The organism is Tsukamurella sp. 1534, assembly GCF_000312385.1.
GTDB lineage: Bacteria > Actinomycetota > Actinomycetes > Mycobacteriales > Mycobacteriaceae > Tsukamurella.
Window position 1 is genome coordinate 1,261,664 of record NZ_HE997626.1, and the last position, 18,218, is coordinate 1,279,881.

Consider the following 18,218-nt stretch of genomic DNA (forward strand, 5'->3'; position numbering starts at 1 on the left):
GTCGCGGCGACTATTCCTCAGTCGCCGGCTGCTCCGCTTCGACCTCATCGGTCTCGTCCGCGTTTCGTGCGATGGCCAACAGGGTAGTGCCTTCGCCGAGGTTCATCAGCCGCACGCCCTTGGTTTGACGGCCGGCCTTCCGGACCTGGCGAGCCGCGGTGCGGATCACACCGCCACCGGATGTGATCGCGTACAGCTCGGACTCGTCGTCGACGATGAGTGCGCCGACCAGATCGCCGCGCTTGGCGTCGAACTGGATCGTCAGCACGCCCTTGCCACCGCGCCCCTGGACAGGGTAGTCGTCCATCGGCGTCCGCTTGGCGTAACCGCCCGAGGTCGCGACGAGCAGGTAGGTGCCCTCCTGCACGACGTTGAGCGCGAGCAGCTGATCGTCTCCGTTGAACCGCATGCCCTGCACACCGGAGGTTGCCCGGCCCATGGGACGCAACGCCTCGTCGCTGGCGTGGAACCGGATCGACTGCGCGTTCCGGCTGACCAGCAGCAGATCGTCCTCGGAGGAGACCAGCGCGGCGCCGACGAGCTCGTCGCCGTCGCGCAGGTTGATGGCGACGATGCCGCCGCTGCGGTTGGAGTCGAAGTCCTCCAGGCGGGACTTCTTGACGAGGCCGTTCTTGGTGGCCAGCACCAGGTACGGGGCGTCGTCGTAACCCTTGATCTGGATGACCTGGGCGATCCGCTCCTCCGGCTGGAATGCCAGCAGGTTCGCCACGTGCTGGCCGCGGGCGGTGCGGCTCTGCTCGGGCAGCTCGTACGCCTTGGCCCGGTAGACGCGACCCTTGGTGGTGAAGAACAGGATCCAGTCGTGGGTGGAGCACACGAAGAAGTGCCGCACGATGTCGTCCTGCTTGAGGTCCGCGCCCTTGACGCCCTTACCGCCGCGCTTCTGGCTGCGGTACAGATCGGTCTTGGTGCGCTTGGCGTAGCCGGTCTCGGTGATGGTGACGACCACGTCCTCGCGGGCGATGAGGTCCTCGTCGGTGACGTCGCCGTCGGCCGCGATGATCTCGGTGCGGCGGTCGTCGCCGTACTTCTCCACGATCTCGGTCAGCTCGTCGCGGACGATGGCGCGCTGCCGCTCCGGACGATCGAGAATGTCCTTCAGGTCAGCGATCTCGAGTTCGATCTCAGCCAACTGGTCGATGATCTTCTGCCGCTCCAGGGCCGCGAGGCGGCGCAGCTGCATGTCGAGGATCGCGTTGGCCTGGAGCTCGTCGATGTCGAGCAGGTCGATCAGGCCGGCGCGGGCGATCTCGGTGGTCTCCGACCGCCGGATGAGGGCGATCACCTCGTCGAGGGCGTCGAGCGCCTTGACCAGGCCGCGCAGGATGTGGGCCCGCTCCTCGGCCTTGCGCAGCCGGTACCGGGTGCGCCGCACGATGACGTCCAACTGGTGCGTGACGTAGTAGCGGATCATCTGGTCCAGGCGCAGGGTGCGCGGCACCCCGTCGACGATGGACAGCATGTTGGCGCCGAAGCTGGTCTGCAGCTGGCTGTGCTTGTAGAGGTTGTTCAGCACCACCTTGGCCACGGCGTCGCGCTTGAGCCGCACCACGATCCGCATGCCGACGCGGTCGCTGGACTGGTCCTCGATCTTGCTGATGCCGGCGATCTTGCCGTCCCGCACCTGCTCCGCAATCGACAGCACGAGGTTGTCCGGGTTCACCTGGTACGGCAGCTGGGTGATGACGAGTTCCGTTGCGCCCTTGGAGTCCTCCTCCACCGACACGCGGCCGCGCATACGGATCGAGCCGCGGCCCGTGGAGTAGGCGTCCTTGATCCCCTGGCTGCCCACGATGAGGCCGTAGGTCGGGAAGTCGGGGCCCTTGACCCGGTCCATGCACGCTTCGAGGGTGGTCTCGGAGTCCGCCTCGTGGTTGTCGAGGCACCAGAACACCGCGTCGGCGATCTCCCGCAGGTTGTGCGGCGGGATGTTGGTGGCCATGCCCACGGCGATGCCGCCGGAGCCGTTCATCAGCAGGTTCGGCACGCGCGCCGGGAGCACGGTGGGCTCCATCGACTTACCGTCGTAGTTGGGGATGAAATCGACGGTCTCCTCGTCGATGTCGCGCAGCATCTCCATCGCGAGCGGCGTGAGGCGGGCCTCGGTGTAGCGCATGGCGGCGGCGGGGTCGTTACCCGGCGACCCGAAGTTGCCCTGGCCGTCGATCAGCGGGTACCGCATGGACCACGGCTGGGCGAGACGCACGAGGGCGTCGTAGATCGCCGAATCGCCGTGCGGGTGGTAGTTGCCCATCGTGTCGGCGACCGGCTTGGCCGACTTCACGTAGCTGCGGTCGGGGCGGTAGCCGGCGTCGTAGGACGCGTAGAGGATGCGGCGCTGCACCGGCTTCATGCCGTCGCGCACCTCGGGGAGGGCGCGGCCCACGATCACGCTCATGGCGTAGTCGATGTAGCTGCGCTGCATCTCCTGCTGGATGTCGACCGGTTCGATCCGGTCGTGGCCACCGGTCTCGGTGGGCGGGGTGGTGTCAGTCATGGAAGTCCTTCAGCTTGAGGCGGTTCGACGGTGCGCGGCACGCCCGGTTCGAGCCCGGGCCGGCGCGTCACACGTCGAGGAACCGCACGTCCTTGGCGTTGCGCGCGATGAACGAGCGGCGGGCCACCACGTCCTCGCCCATGAGGATCGAGAACAGCTCGTCGGCGGCCGCGGCGTCGTCGAGCGTGACCTGCTTGAGCACGCGGACCGTCGGATCCATGGTGGTCTCCCACAGCTCCTTGGCGTTCATCTCGCCGAGGCCCTTGTAGCGCTGGATGCCGTCGTCCTTGTTGATCTTCTTGCCGGACTTGAGGCCGTCGGCCAGGAGCACGTCGCGTTCGGAGTCGCTGTAGGCGAACTCCGGATCGGCGCCCTTCTGCCACTTGAGCTTGTACAGCGGGGGCTGCGCCAGGTACACGTGCCCGTGCTCGACGAGCGGCCGCATGAAGCGGAACAACAGGGTCAGCAGCAGGGTCGAGATGTGCTGGCCGTCCACGTCGGCGTCCGCCATCAGCACGATCTTCTTGTAGCGCAGTTTGGCGATGTCGAACTCGTCGTGGATGCCGGTGCCGAAGGCGGTGATGATCGACTGCACCTCGGTGTTCTTGAGCACCTTGTCGATCCGGGCCTTCTCGACGTTGATGATCTTGCCGCGGATCGGCAGGATCGCCTGGTACATCGAGTCGCGGCCGCTCTTGGCGGACCCGCCGGCGGAATCGCCCTCCACGATGTACACCTCGCAGAGGTCGGGATCGTTGCTGCGGCAGTCGGCGAGCTTGCCGGGCAGGCCGCCGATGTCGGTTGCGCTCTTGCGCCGCACCAGTTCCCGCGCCTTACGGGCGGCGAGGCGGGCCTGCGCCGACGCCGCGGCCTTCTGCACGATGGTCTTGGCATCGGCCGGGTTCGAGTCGAACCAGAACTGCAGCTGCTCGCGGCAGACCTTCTGCACGAAGCCCTTGATCTCGGTGTTGCCGAGCTTGGTCTTGGTCTGGCCCTCGAACTGCGGCTCCGCGACCTTGACGGAGATCACGGCGGCGAGGCCCTCGCGGATGTCGTCGCCGGTCAGATCGCCGTCCTTCTCCTTGACCAGCTTCTTGTCCTTGGCGTAGGCCTTGACCACTCCGGTCAGCGCCGCGCGGAAACCCTCTTCGTGGGTGCCGCCCTCATGGGTGTTGATGGTGTTGGCGAAGGTGTGCACCGACTCGGAGTAGCCGGTGTTCCACTGCATCGCGATCTCGACCTCGTGGCCCTTCTCCTTGCCCTCGAAGGAAATGATCGAGGAGTGGATCGGCTGCTTGGACGACCGCGCGTTGATGTGCTTGACGTAGTCGACCAGGCCGTCCGGGTAGTGGAAGATGCGCTCGCGCTTCTTCGGCTTCGCGGTGGCCTCGGCCTCCTCCTTGGCCTCCTCCTGCGCGGACTTGGCCTCCTCGCCGAGGTCCTCGTCCGGCACCGCGACCACGGGCCGCTCGTCGGTGATGGCGATGGTCAGGCCCTTGTTGAGGAAGGCCATCTCCTGCAGCCGGCGCGAGACCGTCTCGAAGTCGTAGAAGGTGGTCTCGGTGAACACCTTGGGGTCCGCCCAGAACCGCACGGTGGTACCGGTCCGGTCCGTGGGCTCGCCCTTGACCAGGTCGTCGGCGACCACGTCGCGCTTCTTGTCGTCCCAGTGGAAGTTCTGCTGCCAGTGGTAGCCGTCCACGTCGATCTCGACCTCGACCCGGCTGGACAGCGCGTTGACCACCGAGACGCCGACGCCGTGCAGGCCGCCGGACACCGCATAGGCGTCGGAGTCGAACTTGCCGCCGGCGTGCAGCGAGGTGAGCACCAGCTGCACCGTGGGCATGCCCTTGGCGTGCATGGCGACGGGAATGCCGCGGCCGTCGTCGATCACCTCGACGCCGCCGTCCTCCATCAGCCGCACGTCGACGCGGGTGGCGTAGCCGGCCATCGCCTCGTCGACCGAGTTGTCCACGACCTCTTGGATCATGTGGTGCAGGCCGCGGGGGCCGGTGCTACCGATGTACATGCCCGGTCGCTTGCGGACCGCCTCGAGGCCCTCGAGCTGCTTGATGGATTCGGCGCCGTAGTTGCCCGAACCGGACTTTCCAGCGTTCTTGTCAGCCGCCACGATGTGTTGGCGCTCCTTCGTCGAAACCACCCGCGCGCACGCCAGGAACAGGTTCTCGGCGTGGCCCGCCACGGTGGTGATCGGACAGCGGTCCGTTCGCGAACCGCTCTTGCCGTTCCAGTCTACTCCCCTTCACGACCATGAAGGCGAGTAACACGCCCTGAATGCCTCGCAGACGCGATCGAGGGCGTCTCGGTCGGTTCATCCCAGGACGAAGCTCGTCGCGTATGCGGCGCGGCTGGACGGCTGATTCGAGTTACCCGTAGGTATCGCGCGGACCGCGCCCGGGCACGTGCAGGGGACCCTTCCGCCAACTCGGCGCGGACGGCCCGGTGATGTTCAGCGACGTCACCACGCCCTGCCCGACGGCGGCGTTGATCTTCGCCAACAACTGGGCCTGCATCAGTCTCAGCTGGGTGGCCCACGCGGTGGACTCGGCGCTGACGTACAGCACCTTGTCCCGCAGCCCGGTGGCGCTGGCGTGGGCGGCCACATCGGCACCGACCACGGACTCCCAACACCCGAGAACCGTTCCCTCGCTGACCTTCCGGTCCCAACCGCGGGCCTTCGCGATGCCGTTGACGAGGGAGCCCAGCCGCTGCGGATCCCGGTTGTCCGGCGACGGGCCGGACCACCTCTTCGAGCCCTTGCGCAGCCGGCGGACGCCGCCCGTCATGGGTCCGGCGTTGCCCCGGCCCACCGATTTTCCGGCGGCCTTCGCGGCCGCGCGGGCCTCCTCCAGGGCGCGCCGCGCGATATCGGATCCGTGAAGCTCCTCGCCCCTGTCCGGTCCCGTCATCACGCCTCCTTCGTCCGGCTCGATCGTCGCTCTTCAGGCTACCCGCGGGGTCCGACACGCACGGCCGGCGTCAGCCCGCGAACGCATCCGGGGCCGCGAGCTCGTCGAGCAGGGCCCGGGCGCGCCGCCCGTCCCACTCGGAGGTGTCCGACGGTGCGGCCGCCCCGTCGACGAGCAGGGCGTACGCCAGGCCCGGCGTGCCGGATCCGGTCCCCGCGTAGCCGCCGACCACGTACCCGCGCATGAGGGCCAGACCGACGCCCGCGAGCTCCCGGTATCCGACCACCGCGGTGAAGCCGAACATCTCCAGCAGCCGTCGGTAGTTCGCCTGCAGCCGTTCCAGGACGGCCTCCTCCGCCGCCGCGACGGCCGCGGACACGCGGTCGCGCCGCTCGCCTTCCGGCAGCGCGGGCACCGCGAGCGCGAGCGTGAGGAACAACCGCCACCTGCGGCTCTCCTCGCGGTCCGCGAGCAGGTCGTCATCGGCCGAGAGGGCGACCACCCGCCGCAGCGCCGCCCGCCGGCCGTCCACGGTGCGCAGTTCCCGGGGATCGTCGCCGACGGCGTCGCGCAGGACCGCGGTGGCGCGCTCGCCGCGCGTGGAGGCGACCGGCAGCGCGTGTTCGGCGAGTGCCGCGAGCAGGTCCGCGACGAAGTCGTCCCGCTGCGGCCAGCACCGGTAGGCGGCGGTGCGGGAGACGTCGGCGTCGCGCACGGCGTCCTCGAGCCGGACGTGCTCGAGCCCCGTGCTCATGCCGTCGGCGAGGACGCGGTCCACGCTCGCCCGGAGCACCCGGCTGCGGGTCTCCTGCAGCGCGAGGCGCGGCCGCCGGCTCCGGGGAGTCCCCGATATTCCGGCCGATTCTGGTACTCGGGGTTCCGAATGCTGGCTCACGGCCTTATGGTACTCCGTGTACCAACTTGGTACACCGAGTACCAAACAAGGAGAGATCATGACGAACGGAATCGCCGCGCGACGGGCGCCGGCACCGTCGGGCACGGCCCGCGGGACGACCGGCGCGTACGTCCTGGGCACCCTCGCGACAGCCGCGGCGACGGCGTACGCCGCCGCCGACCAGCTCGTGCTGCACGGGCTCGAGGCGCACCTGCACGCGCTCTACGACCCCGTCGGGAAGTACGGGGAGCCGGCGCCGCTCTACGGCTACCTGTACGTGGTCGGCGCACTCGGCCTGCTGTGCTGGTGGGCGAACCTGCGACTGGTCCGGCGGGGCGCACCGTCGGCCCGGCTCTGGGGATGGGTGAGCCTCGCTCTCGCGGCGCTCCCCGTGTTCGCCCCGCTCGCGATGCGGGAGTACGGAGGAGCGGTGATCCCGCTAGGACTCTCCGCCGGGTTCCTCGTCGCCTGGCTCTGCGGGTTCGCCGGCGTCCTCGCCCTGGGCCGACGACAGGCGTGAGACGCGGACGTCGGCCGGGCCCTCCACGGACACCTCGAAGGTGCGCGCCCGCAGCGACGGGGGCAGGTCCTCGGGGACCGCGGCGGTGACGATCACCTGCTCGGTCCCCAGGGCCACCTCCGCGAGCGCCGTTCGGCGCTTGGTGTCGAGCTCGGCGAACACGTCGTCGAGCAGCAGAACCGGTTCCGAGCCGCCGGCGCGCAGCAGCTCCAGCGAGGCGAGCCGCAACGCCAGTGCGTACGACCAGGATTCACCGTGCGACGCGAAGCCCTTGGCCGGCTCGTTGCCGAGCCGCAGGTCGAGATCGTCCCGGTGCGGGCCCACCAGACTCATCCCTCGGTCGATCTCCCGCGACCGGGAACGCCGCAGCGCCTCCAGCATCGCCGCCTCCAGATCGGCGACCGACGCCTCGGCCGGCGCCCCGTCGAACTCCTCGAACAGGGCGCTGCCGTACTCCATCGTCGCGGCCCGCGAGTGCGGGGCGAGGGACGCGTACGCCACGGTGAGGTGCGGCTGCAGCGCGCTGACCACCTCGAGCCGCGCGGCCAGCAGCTCCGCGCCGAACCGCGCCAGCTGCTCGTCCCACACGTCCAGCGTCGAGAGCATCGACTCGGCGTCCGCTCCCCCGCGCCGCGCCGCGGCGTACGCGGTCTTGAGCAGGGCGTTGCGCTGCTTGAGGACCCGCTCGTAATCCGCCTTCTCGGCGGCGATCCGCGGGGTGCGCAGGATCGCCAGATCGTCGACGAACCGGCGTCGCCCGCCCGGCTCCCCGCGCACCAGGGCCAGATCCTCCGGCGCGAACAGCACGGACTGCAGGATCCCCAGCAGGTCGCGCGGCCGCCGGCACGGCGACGTGTTGATCCGCGCCTTGTTGGCGCGGCCGCTCACGATGTCGATCTCCGCGGTGAGCTCGCGCCCGGCGTTGTGCACCGTCGCCAGTACGGACGCCGATTCCGCGCCCACCCGGATCAGCGGCTGATCGGTGGCCACGCGGTGCGATCCCAGCGTCGCGAGGTAGTTCAGGGCCTCGACCAGGTTCGTCTTCCCGAATCCGTTGCGCCCCACGAACACGGTGACACCCGGTTCCAGCACGACGTCCACGTCGTCCCAGGAACGGAAGTCGTGCAGCTGCAGTCGGCGTACGTACAACGGCCGCGCGGTCCCCTAGTCGGCGCGGCGGACGGCGTGCCCGCCGAACTGGTTGCGGAGCGCGGAGACCGCCTTCATGGTGTCCGAATCATCCTGGCGCGACTGGAATCTCGCGAACAGCGCGGCGGCGATCACGGGCGCGGGCACCGAATGCCGGATGGCCTCCTCCACGGTCCATCGGCCCTCACCGGAATCCTCGGTGTAGCCGGTGATCTCGTTCAGGCCCGGATCCTCCTCCAGCGCCTTGACCAGCAGGTCCAGCAGCCAGGAACGGACGACGGTGCCCTTGCTCCAGGCCCGCAGCGTGCCCGCGACGTTGTCGATGAGCGGTTCGGCCTCGAGCAGGTCGTAGCCCTCGCCGTAGGCCTGCATGAGGCCGTACTCGATGCCGTTGTGGATCATCTTGGCGTAGTGGCCGGCGCCGACCGGGCCGCTGTGCGCGAAGCCGTCCTCACGCTCGCCCTCGGGACGCAGGGCGTCGAAGATCGGCAGCGCCTGCTCGACGTGCTCCTTCGAGCCGCCCACCATGAGGCCGTAGCCGTTCTCCAGGCCCCACACTCCGCCGGACACGCCGCAGTCGAGGTAACCGATCCCCTTGGCGGCCAACAGGTCCGCGTTCGGCTGATCGTCGGTGTACCGGGAGTTCCCGCCGTCGATGACGAGGTCGCCGTCCTCGAGTACCTCGGCCAGCCTGCGCACGGTCTCCCGGGTGGGATCGCCGGCGGGCACCATGACCCACACCACGCGCGGAGCGGTGAGCGCGCCGACCAGCGCCTCCAGCGTCGGCACGTCCGTGACCTCGGGGCGGGGGTCGTAGCCCACCACCTCGTGTCCGGCGTTGCGGACGCGCTGGCGCATGTTCGCGCCCATCTTGCCCAGACCGATCAGACCCAACTGCATGCTCGGCACCCTCCGTGCTGGTGGAACGACGATTTCCTTCTCAGCCGGGCAGGCGCACCGGCATCAGCAGGTACGTGTACGCGCTCTGCGGCGCGGGGAAGGCCCCCGAGTCGTCCGGCTCGTAGGAATCCTCCCCCGCCGGGCGCAGCACCGCAGGCCGAGACGGGGTCGTGAACCCGAACGTCACGGATTCGGTGTGCACCGCGGCCAGGCCGTCCTGCAGGTAACCGGGGTTGAACGCGATGGTGAGCGCCTCGCCCTGGAAGTCGGCGGGCAGCTCCTCCTCGGCCTTGCCGGCGTCGTCGCCGCCGGCCGAGAGGCGCAGCGTCCCGTCGCCGAACTCCATCCGCACCTGCGCGCCGCGATCCGCCACCAGCGCGACGCGCTTGATGGCCTCGAGCAGCGGGGCGATCTCCATCGTGGCGATCGCGGTGTGCGAGGCGGGAAGCAGCTGCCGGAACTTCGGGAAGTCCGCGTCCAGCAGGCGGGTGGTGGTGCGACGGTCCGCCCCCACCACGCCGAGCAGGCCGTCGGCGCCCACCGCGGAGCCGGCCCCCAGCGCGATCCCGACCTCGGGATCCACGGCGAAGGTCTTCGCGGCCTCGGAGAGCGTCTTGGCGGGTACCAGGACCGCGGCCTTGACGTCGGCCGATTCGGGCTGCCAGGTGAACTCGCGGACCGCGAGGCGGAACCGGTCGGTGGCGGCGAGAACCACCTTCTCGCCCTCGATCTCCACCCGGATGCCGGTGAGCATCGGCAGCGTGTCGTCCCTGCCCGCGGCCACGGCGACCTGGCCGATGGCCTCGGCGAACGTGCCGCGCTCGATGGCGCCGGTCTGCTGCGGCAGCTCGGGCAGCTGCGGGTAGTCCTCGACGGGCATCGTCGGCAGCGAGAACTTCGCGCTGCCACAGGAGATCGCGACGCGAGTCACGTCGAGCTCCACGTCGACGGGCTTGTTGGGCAGCGCCTTGGTGATGTCGGCCAACAGCCGGCCGGAGACCAGGACCTGGCCCTCGTCGGCGACCTCGGCCGCGACGCGCACCTGCGCGGAGACCTCGTAGTCGAATCCCGAGACGGTCAGCCCGTCGTCACCCGCGGTGAGCAGCACACCGCCGAGGACGGGGACCGGAGGCCGCGACGGCAGGCTACGTGCCACCCACGCGACGGATTCGGCGAACTCCTCGTGCGGGACGCGAAACTTCATGCCGACGGAGCCTTTCGGTTAGGGGCACACGGGTGGGGCGTGGCGTCTTCTGATGCCAGGGCTTCGATGCTATAGGAGCGGGTGCACTGACGTGTACGCCGCCGGGGAACTCCGGGCTTCCGCCCCGTGCGGCGCGGGCGGAGCGCGCCGCACGTTCACACAGCCTCTTTTCAAAAGAAGTATCTAGAGAAGGAATATGTCATCGTCATAAGCCCTGTGGACGATGTGGAAACTCGCCATCGCCGCTGCCGGGGCCGCGTGTCGGGGTGTTGACGACGCGCCGCACGCCGTGTGGAAGTACATCCGTGTAATTGGTGATGAACGCTCCCTGTGGAAACCTGTGGATGAACTCTCCCCAGGTAGTTCCAGCAATTTCAGGCGTTCCTCCACAGGCTGGGCAGAACGTCCGCAATCCTGTGACCTGCACCGGGGCGTACCGTACAAGCATGGGAAATCCCGATCCGTACCAGAATCCCGGGCAGCATCCGGGCGGTCAGAACTACCCGGCGGAGCCGGGCGGCCACCAGCCGACGCGCCCCGTGGAGCGGGACGCGTACGGCGGAACGCAGGGTTTCGACGGGGCGTATCCCCCGCCGGCACCGCAGGGCGGTCCGCAGCAGCCCCCTCCCCCGGGCCCGCAGGGACCGCAGCAGGGCGACCCGTACGGCGGCTATCAGCTGGGCTACTCCCCGGGGGCGTACGGACCTCAGGGCGGCGCCCAACCCCCGCAGGGGCCGCCTCCCCCGGACTGGCAGGGCCCGGGCGGCGGGGGCGGTGACGGCGGCGGCAACAAGAAGCTGATCTGGATCGCCGTGGCGGTCGTGGTGTTCGTCCTCGTGCTGGCCGGCATCGTGATCGCGGTGGCGACGGGCGGTTCGGACAGCACCTCCGCGTCCTCGGAGACCACGCCCACCACCACCCGCACCACGACGGCACCGTCGACCACGGGCGGCTTCACCCTGCCCAGCGGCGTCCCGTCGGACATCTCGATCCCGCCGATCTTCGGTGGCTCGACCACCGGGCCCAACGTGAAGCAGTGGCAGGTGGAGGTGACGGGCGAGGGCTCGGCGCAGGTGATCACCGTGGGCGTGCCGGACACGAACGCGCTGGGCTCGCAGCAGCTTCCGTGGTCGAAGTCGTTCTCCACCGACACCTTCCTGGTGTCCGTGACGGTGATCGACCCGAAGCCGGGGACGGCGTGCAAGATCTCGCGCGGCGGCGCGGTGGTCTCGGAGGAGACGGCGCCGAGCGGCGGCGGTCCGCTCATCTGCACCGGCATGCGCTGACCGACGACGCCGCCCCGTGTTCATCGCGGGGCGGCGTTCCGGCGTGCGGACGGATCCGGCGACGGTGCGCGGCTACTGGCTGCGGCGCTTGATCCGGGTGGTGAGCTCCTGCACCTGGTCGTACACCCGGCGCCGCTCCGGCATCTCTTTGCGGATCTTCCGTTCGGCGTACATGACGGTGGTGTGGTCGCGGTCGAAGATCTGCCCGATCTTGGGCAGCGACAGCTCGGTGAGCTCGCGGCACAGGTACATCGCGATCTGCCGCGCGTGGGTGACGGCGCGGGCGCGCTCGGTGCCCTTGAGATCGGCGACCGAGATCTCGAAGTACTCAGCCACCACTGAAAGTATTGTGCTGGAGCTGATCTCGATGGTCGTGGTGTCCGGCACCAGATCGCGCAGCACCATCTCGGCCAGCTCGTAGGTGACGTCCGTCTGGGTCAGCGACGCGAACGCCGTGACGCGGATCAGGGCACCCTCGAGCTCGCGGATGTTGCGGTCGATGCGGGTGGCGATGAGCTCGAGCACGTCGTGCGGCACGTGGATCCGCTCCATCTGCGCCTTCTTGAGCAGGATCGCCATGCGGATCTCCAGCTCGGGCGGCTGCACGTCCGTGATCAGGCCCCACTCGAACCGCGTCCGCAGCCGGTCCTCCAGCGTCGCCAGCTGTTTCGGCGGGCGGTCGGAGGAGACCACGATCTGCTTGTTCGCGTTGTGCAGCGTGTTGAACGTGTGGAAGAACTCCTCCTGGATGCCCAGCTTCCCCTCGAGGAACTGGATGTCGTCCACCAGCAGGATGTCCACGTCGCGGTAGCGCTGCTTGAACTGGACCTGCCGGTCGTCCTTGAGCGAGTTGATGAAGTCGTTGGTGAACTCCTCGGTGGACACGTACTTCACCCGCATCCCCGGGAACAGTCGCCGGGCGTAGTGCCCCGCGGCGTGCAGCAGGTGCGTCTTGCCCAGCCCGGACTCGCCCCAGATGAACAGGGGGTTGTAGGCGCGGGCCGGGGCCTCGGCGACGGCGAAGGCGGCCGCGTGCGCGAACCGGTTGGACGCGCCGATGACGAACGTCTCGAACGTGTACTTCTGGTTCAGGCTCGACCCGGAGGACCCGGTGGCGCCGGACGTCGTGGTGTCCGCGGCCGGCGGCCCCGTCATCGGCGGGGGCAGCTGCACGGTGGGCTTGTCGATCCCGGCGACGCCGTTGTTCAGGCCCGGAACCGGGACGGGGAGGTCCGCGGTGCTCGGGCCCGACGGTGCCTCGGGCTCCTCGGTCGCGACGGCGACGGGCGGGTTGGCGTCCGGGGAGATCTTGACGCCGAGCTCCACCTCCTGGCCGAGGCGCGTGGAGAGGGCGTCGACGAGTGGCTCGCGGAGCCGACGATCGATGGCGTCCTTCATCAGCTGGGATGGGACCGCGACGAGAGCGAAACCCTCGGTGAGGGTCAGGGGCTGCACGAGGCGCAGCCAGGCCTTCTCCTGTTTGGTGAGGGCTCGATCGGAATCTCCGCAGAGTTCGTCGACGACCGCCGTCCACGTCTCGATGAGCGGATCAACGGTCATCAGGTCCCTCCGCGCCGGCCGCCGGGAGCTGTTCACTCCCGATACCCACCGACTTGTCGTCCACAGTCTCGTACGTCGTGCTGTGCATGTGTCCACCCAGCTCGACCTGCGCAACGAACTCTACTCCACAGATTTATCCACAGGTGTGGACAACTGTGAGCAGAGGTGATGCCGACCGGATGGCTTCGGTCGAGTGTCTATATCGCTGGATTGCATGAACAGCGCTCGGAGCCGCCCTGGTTAGGGAGAGTCACCGAGCCCGCTACACACCGGGACCGTCGTGGCCCAGAGCTGCCGTGCTTCGATGCCACGGGATGCCGTGGTCGCGCTCAGCAATCGCATTCGGCAAAGTTAACAGAGCCGCGAGCAGTACTCAACAAGACGCACATACTCGCAGGAAAACGCGGGAGGGCGGATTTCCTCGGCGTGTCGCTCGGACCGCTTCGTGATCTGCGTCACGTCATGGTTCATCGCGACGGTTTGACCTTGTCACCAGGGATAAGTAGTCTTGACCGGTCTGTGCGCAAACCGACTCGTCGGCCGAGTTCGACCTCAACTTGAACTTCATGCGCGCCGAGAAGTTTCCGTCCAACCCCTCGACGGCGTGCGCCGTCGAACTGAACAAGGAGTGTCACCGTGGCTAAGGGCAAGCGGACGTTCCAGCCGAACAACCGTCGCCGCGCGCGGGTTCACGGCTTCCGTCTTCGTATGCGCACCCGTGCCGGGCGCGCCATCGTTTCTTCGCGCCGCACCAAGGGCCGCGCGAAGCTGACGGCCTGATCTTTTCATCCGCGTAGCGCCACCGCCTCCCATCCGGGTGCGGTGGCGCTCGTGCAAAGGCATTTGCGAAGGCAGACCGACTGACGTGTTACCCGCCCGCTACAGGATGAGCTCGACGCGCGACTTCAGCGCGGCGGTGAAGGGCGGTAAGCGTGTCGGCCGGCGGTCGATCGTGGTGCATGTGGTGAAGGCAGCGACCTTTCCGAGCCCGGTCCCCACTCACGAGGGGGGACCGGGCCTCGTCGTGTCCGGGTCCGGTGACCCCGTGGTGCCCGCGCCTCGCGTGGGCCTCATCGTCTCCAAGGCGGTGGGCGACGCCGTCACCCGCCACAGAGTCGCGCGCCGCCTCCGCGCCGCCGCCGCGACCGTGGTGGACGGCCTCGACGACGGTGCGCTGGTCGTCATCCGCGCCCTCCGGTCCGCGGCCGATGACGATGCCAACGAGCTTGCGGTGCAACTGCGTTCGGGCCTGACGAAGGCGGGTGCGCTGTGACCGCGACGGATTCCGGTACGGCCGTGCAGGCGGTACGTGCGATGCCCCGTCGGGCCTTGATCGGCCTGGTACAGCTGTACCGCACCTGGATCTCCCCGGTCCGTCCCCCCACCTGCCGCTTCGTCCCCACGTGCAGTGAGTATGCGGTGGAAGCACTTTCGCGGCACGGCGCGCTGAAAGGCGTGTACCTCAGCACGATTCGCCTGCTGAAATGCGGCCCGTGGCACCGCGGAGGCTGGGACCCCGTCCCCGAGTAGCCCCGCCGGCGCCCGCCGCGACCGCGTGGATCACGCGCCCCGAAACCTCTTCCACATGATCGACTAGGAGCACGAATACCGTGGCTTTCAACCCGTTATCGCTCGACTACGTGTACTACCCGGTGTCGGGCATCATGTGGGTCTGGCACAAGGCATTCTCCTTCGTGCCGGGCCTCGGCCCCGACAGCGGCATCACCTGGGCCCTGTCCGTGATCTTCCTGGTGCTCACGCTGCGCGCCATCCTGTACAAGCCGTTCGTCCGGCAGATCAAGACGACCAGGCAGATGCAGGAGTTCCAGCCGCAGATGCAGGCGCTGCGGAAGAAGTACGGCAAGGACCGGCAGAAGCTGGCCCTCGAGATGCAGAAGCTGCAGAAGGAGCACGGCTTCAACCCGCTGCTCGGCTGCCTCCCCGCCCTGCTCCAGGTGCCCGTGTTCATCGGCCTGTTCCACGTGCTCCGCTCGTTCAACCGGATGAGCGGCGGCACGGCGCAGATGTTCGGCTCGCCCGATATGAACGCGTACGAGACCCGGCACACGGCCAACTACTTCTTCTCCGCCACCGACGTGCAGAGCTTCCTGGATGCTCGCCTCTTCGGCGTCCCGCTGTCCTCGTACGTGCAGGAGCCCGTCGCGCAGTTCCAGGCCTTCATGCCCGTCGGCCCGGACCTCGGATACATCGAGCCGAACTTCGAGAAGTGGTGGATCATCGCGCTCTCGGTGCCGCTGATGATCGTCGCTGCGCTGGCCACCCACTTCAACTCGCGTGCCTCGATCGCGCGGCAGCCCGTCGCCTCGCTCGAGAACCCGCAGACGGCGATCATGAACCGCCTGATGCTGTGGGTCTTCCCGATCGGTGTGCTCGTCGGTGGCTTCTTCCTCCCCGTCGCCATCCTCATCTACTGGGTCACGCAGAACATCTGGACCTACTGCCAGCAGCACATCGTGTTCGGACGCCTGGACAAGGAGGACGAGGAGAAGAAGCGCCTCGCCCAGGAGAAGCGCGCCGAGAACGCGCCGAAGCCCGGTGCCAAGCCGAGCAAGGCCAAGGGCGGAGCCGCCAAGGCCGTGAGCGCCGCGGAGACGTCCGGTGCGGACGGTGACGAGGCCGGGGATGCGCCGGCGGCATCGTCGAAACCCTCCCCCGGTGCGAAGCCCGCGGCCGGTGCGAAGCCCAAGGCCAAGCAGCAGCACCCCTCCGGGAACGCCCGCCAGAAGCAGCGCAACCAGCAGCAGCGGAAGAAGCGGCGCTGAGCCGCTCCCCCCAGACCCCTACCGAATGAATCACAAGGAGTACGCATGTCTGACGACGTGACCGTCGAGGAGGAGCAGACCGCCCCGGCGGCTCCCGCCGATACCGCCGCTGCCGACGAGGACGACGACCTGGTCGAAGAGGGCGAGGTGGCGGCCGACTACCTGGAGCAGCTGCTGGACATCCTCGATTTCGACGGCGATATCGACCTCGACGTCGAGGGCGGCCGGGCGATCGTCGCGATCGACGGCGGCGAGGACCTCACCAAGCTGGTCGGACAGCGCGGGGAGGTGCTCGACGCACTGCAGGAGCTGACCCGCCTCGCGGTGCAGCAGGCGACCGGAGACCGCAGCCGGCTCATGCTTGACGTCGCCGGCTGGCGCGCGAGCCGGCGTACCCGGCTCTCCGGCCTGGGGGCCGAGGTCGCCGAGCGCGTCGCCACGAGCGGCGAGAAGGAGTCGCTCAAGCCGATGACGCCGTTCGAGCGCAAGATCGTCCACGACGCTGTCGCCAAGGTGGACGGTGTCCGCTCGGAGAGCGAGGGCCAGGAGCCCAACCGCCGCGTGGTGGTTCTGCCCAGCGCATAGACTGGACCGCAAGGTGAACGATGGGTCCCGGGCCGTGAGCCTGGGGCCCATCGTCGTTTCCGGGCCACGACGGCCCGGTGTGTACGTGACGGTGATGTGAGGGAAGAGGTTTCACGTGGAACGGCGCGACGACGCGGCAGCCGGCGGTTCGGTCGAGGACCTGCCTCCCACGCCGGAGGTCGCGGCCCGGGTCTTCGGCGATCGGGTGCCGCTGGCCGAGGAGTACGCGCGCGTGCTCGCGACCGACGGGGTGGTCCGCGGGCTCATCGGTCCGCGGGAGGTGCCGCGCCTGTGGGAGCGGCACCTGCTCAACTGCGCCGTGCTCGGCGAGCTGCTGGACGCCGGAGAGACCATGGCGGACGTCGGGAGCGGCGCGGGCCTGCCGGGAATTCCGGTGGCCATCGCGCGCCCGGACGTCGAGGTGATCCTGGTGGAGCCGTTGCTCCGGCGCGCGGTGTTCCTCGAGGAGTTCTGCAGTCCCCGGCTCCCGAACATCCGCGTGGTTCGCGGCCGCGCCGAGGAGCGGGCGGTGGTTGAGGCGGTCGGCGGCGCGGACGTCGTGACGTCACGGGCCGTGTCCGGGTTCCCGAAGCTCGCTCCGTGGTCCGCTCCCCTCCTCCGTGACGGTGGCCGGCTGCTCGCCCTGAAGGGTTCGCGTGCGGCGGAGGAGATCGAGGAGCACGGCGCCGTGCTCGCGAAGGCGGGTCTCCGGAATCCGGAGATCGTCCAGTGCGGCGTCGGCATCGTCGATCCGGCGACGACGGTGGTCCGCGCCACCCGGCACAAGCCTGTTGCGAAGGTGAAGGCGAAGCGCCGCCGCTGACCCGGAAACGGGCATTCAGGGCAGTGAAGTTGCCCGTACGATCACCCACGGGCCGTTTCGACACGTGACACTTTGCTGGGTTCAGGGCCGCCCGAAGAGGGACCGGCGGGCACAGATCGGTACCTTCGTACCAGAAATATCTCGGTCGGCCGGTGCGGTAGGGCTCGACGGGGCCGCCCGCCGAGACCCGCTGGGCGTCGGCGGGGAGGTTTCGACGGTGCCCCGCCGGCGCCGTCCACTCCCCCGCGCGGCGTGCCGCCGCACCGGGGACCGCGGGCCCCTCGGTCGCTCGAGTGACCCGCGGCCGCCGGTTCCGATGGTTGCGCTTCCCGCGAGTCGCGGGCGGCTGGCGCTGCGGATCGGCGGCGGAGGACCGCGGAGGAGGGTCAGGCCCGGTGTTCTCCGCGCCCGAAACTCGGGCCCGATCTCGGTATCCGCCGGGGGCGTCGGGACCCCGGGGTCGACGGGTACGCGGGGCGCCGGCCGATGACCGGTACTCGTGTGAGGTGTGGGCGCGCGGTGGGTTGGAGCCGAGTGCCGCGGGCTGCCCGTCGTGTCCGGCCGGCGGGCGGCGATCCCGGCGTGTGGGGTATGAGAGCAGGCGCCCGCGCCGCTGGGGGTCGTGCGGCCGGCCGGTGCGCGGCCGGCGGGCGGTCGGTGTGTGGCGGGCGCGGGGGCGCCTGCGGTGGCTCCGGCGGCGAGGTTCCGCGTGAGCGATCGGGTGGGATGCGGAGCCGGCGCTGCGGCATGAGGGCTCCGCAGCGAACCCTTGCTGCGGCCGATCACCGGATTCGGATGTCCGGGAATCGCGGCTCGGTCGTCGGCTCGGAGCGGGACGACGGCCGGTGCCGGCGCAGCTGCGAATCGGCTACGCGGTCGCCCGCCGGCGACCCGGGGGTGGCCCGGGGTGGCCCGGGGCTTCGCGTGGAGGTTCGGTTCGGTCGAAGGGGAGCTCTCCGCGGCGGTGAGATCGCCGGTGTGTGGTTTGTGGTGGGGGGTTAGAAGTGGCGGCCCCCTCTCCCCGCCGGAGGCCTCCGGGCGGCGCGGCGGAGGGGCCGGGCGGGG

16 protein-coding genes are annotated in these 18,218 nt (G+C 69.5%); 8 read left to right on the plus strand and 8 right to left on the minus strand.

From position 1 onward, the window contains the following. Positions 1–10 precede the first annotated feature (10 nt). From gyrA to BN39_RS06215, 4 genes are all read right to left on the minus strand, one after another. Positions 11–2,518, minus strand: a complete 2,508-nt coding sequence (gene gyrA / locus BN39_RS06200; RefSeq protein ID WP_019201500.1) for a DNA gyrase subunit A — start codon at positions 2,516–2,518, stop codon at positions 11–13. A 67-nt stretch (positions 2,519–2,585) separates the two neighbouring features. Beyond that, entirely contained in the window at positions 2,586–4,649 is a 2,064-nt protein-coding gene (gene gyrB / locus BN39_RS06205) for a DNA topoisomerase (ATP-hydrolyzing) subunit B (RefSeq protein ID WP_040766710.1), read from the minus strand. 256 nt (positions 4,650–4,905) lie between these two features. After that, positions 4,906–5,448 (minus strand): DUF721 family protein, encoded by a 543-nt coding sequence (locus tag BN39_RS06210; RefSeq protein ID WP_019201502.1) that lies wholly within the window; start codon positions 5,446–5,448, stop codon positions 4,906–4,908. A gap of 70 nt (positions 5,449–5,518) precedes the next feature. After that, positions 5,519–6,343, minus strand: a complete 825-nt coding sequence (locus BN39_RS06215) for a hypothetical protein (protein WP_148281428.1) — start codon at positions 6,341–6,343, stop codon at positions 5,519–5,521. Positions 6,344–6,401: 58 nt separating this feature from the next. Between BN39_RS06215 and BN39_RS06220 the strand changes: the two genes are divergently transcribed. Beyond that, positions 6,402–6,863, plus strand: a complete 462-nt coding sequence (locus BN39_RS06220) for a hypothetical protein (protein ID WP_019201504.1) — start codon at positions 6,402–6,404, stop codon at positions 6,861–6,863. Here BN39_RS06220 and recF read toward each other — a convergent pair. Genes recF through dnaN form a run of 3 tightly spaced genes read right to left on the minus strand, consistent with a single transcriptional unit; the run spans position 6,783 to position 10,116 of the window. Further along, positions 6,783–8,012 (minus strand): DNA replication/repair protein RecF, encoded by a 1,230-nt coding sequence (recF, locus tag BN39_RS06225; RefSeq protein ID WP_019201505.1) that lies wholly within the window; start codon positions 8,010–8,012, stop codon positions 6,783–6,785. The genes BN39_RS06220 and recF overlap by 81 nt on opposite strands. Positions 8,013–8,027: 15 nt before the next feature. Next, positions 8,028–8,921 (minus strand): phosphogluconate dehydrogenase (NAD(+)-dependent, decarboxylating), encoded by an 894-nt coding sequence (gnd, locus tag BN39_RS06230; protein WP_305807931.1) that lies wholly within the window; start codon positions 8,919–8,921, stop codon positions 8,028–8,030. A 31-nt stretch (positions 8,922–8,952) separates the two neighbouring features. Continuing rightward, positions 8,953–10,116 (minus strand): DNA polymerase III subunit beta, encoded by a 1,164-nt coding sequence (gene dnaN / locus BN39_RS06235; RefSeq protein ID WP_019201507.1) that lies wholly within the window; start codon positions 10,114–10,116, stop codon positions 8,953–8,955. A 446-nt stretch (positions 10,117–10,562) separates the two neighbouring features. Between dnaN and BN39_RS22115 the strand changes: the two genes are divergently transcribed. Beyond that, positions 10,563–11,402 carry a hypothetical protein gene (locus tag BN39_RS22115; protein WP_019201508.1) on the plus strand — a complete coding sequence of 280 codons (840 nt, stop codon included), beginning with the start codon at positions 10,563–10,565 and terminating at the stop codon, positions 11,400–11,402. 72 nt (positions 11,403–11,474) lie between these two features. On the opposite strand, the gene dnaA is transcribed toward BN39_RS22115, so the two are convergent. Further along, entirely contained in the window at positions 11,475–12,962 is a 1,488-nt protein-coding gene (gene dnaA / locus BN39_RS06245) for a chromosomal replication initiator protein DnaA (RefSeq protein WP_019201509.1), read from the minus strand. A gap of 636 nt (positions 12,963–13,598) precedes the next feature. Here dnaA and rpmH point away from each other — a divergent pair. From rpmH to rsmG, 6 genes are all read left to right on the plus strand, one after another. Then, the gene (gene rpmH / locus BN39_RS22690; protein ID WP_081585940.1) at positions 13,599–13,742 is read left to right on the plus strand and encodes a 50S ribosomal protein L34; all 144 of its coding nucleotides are present in this window, start codon (positions 13,599–13,601) and stop codon (positions 13,740–13,742) included. Between the two features lie 85 nt (positions 13,743–13,827). Continuing rightward, complete coding sequence (gene rnpA / locus BN39_RS06250; RefSeq protein WP_040765933.1) at positions 13,828–14,235, plus strand: ribonuclease P protein component; 408 nt, start codon at positions 13,828–13,830, stop codon at positions 14,233–14,235. A 41-nt stretch (positions 14,236–14,276) separates the two neighbouring features. Beyond that, entirely contained in the window at positions 14,277–14,492 is a 216-nt protein-coding gene (gene yidD / locus BN39_RS06255; RefSeq protein ID WP_051158965.1) for a membrane protein insertion efficiency factor YidD, read from the plus strand. 80 nt (positions 14,493–14,572) lie between these two features. Continuing rightward, positions 14,573–15,745 (plus strand): membrane protein insertase YidC, encoded by a 1,173-nt coding sequence (gene yidC, locus BN39_RS06260; RefSeq protein WP_019201512.1) that lies wholly within the window; start codon positions 14,573–14,575, stop codon positions 15,743–15,745. Between the two features lie 45 nt (positions 15,746–15,790). Then, on the plus strand, positions 15,791–16,330 hold the full coding sequence (locus tag BN39_RS06265; protein ID WP_019201513.1) for a R3H domain-containing nucleic acid-binding protein: 540 nt from the start codon (positions 15,791–15,793) through the stop codon (positions 16,328–16,330). Between the two features lie 115 nt (positions 16,331–16,445). Continuing rightward, positions 16,446–17,153 carry a 16S rRNA (guanine(527)-N(7))-methyltransferase RsmG gene (gene rsmG, locus BN39_RS06270; protein WP_019201514.1) on the plus strand — a complete coding sequence of 236 codons (708 nt, stop codon included), beginning with the start codon at positions 16,446–16,448 and terminating at the stop codon, positions 17,151–17,153. Positions 17,154–18,218: the final 1,065 nt, after the last annotated feature.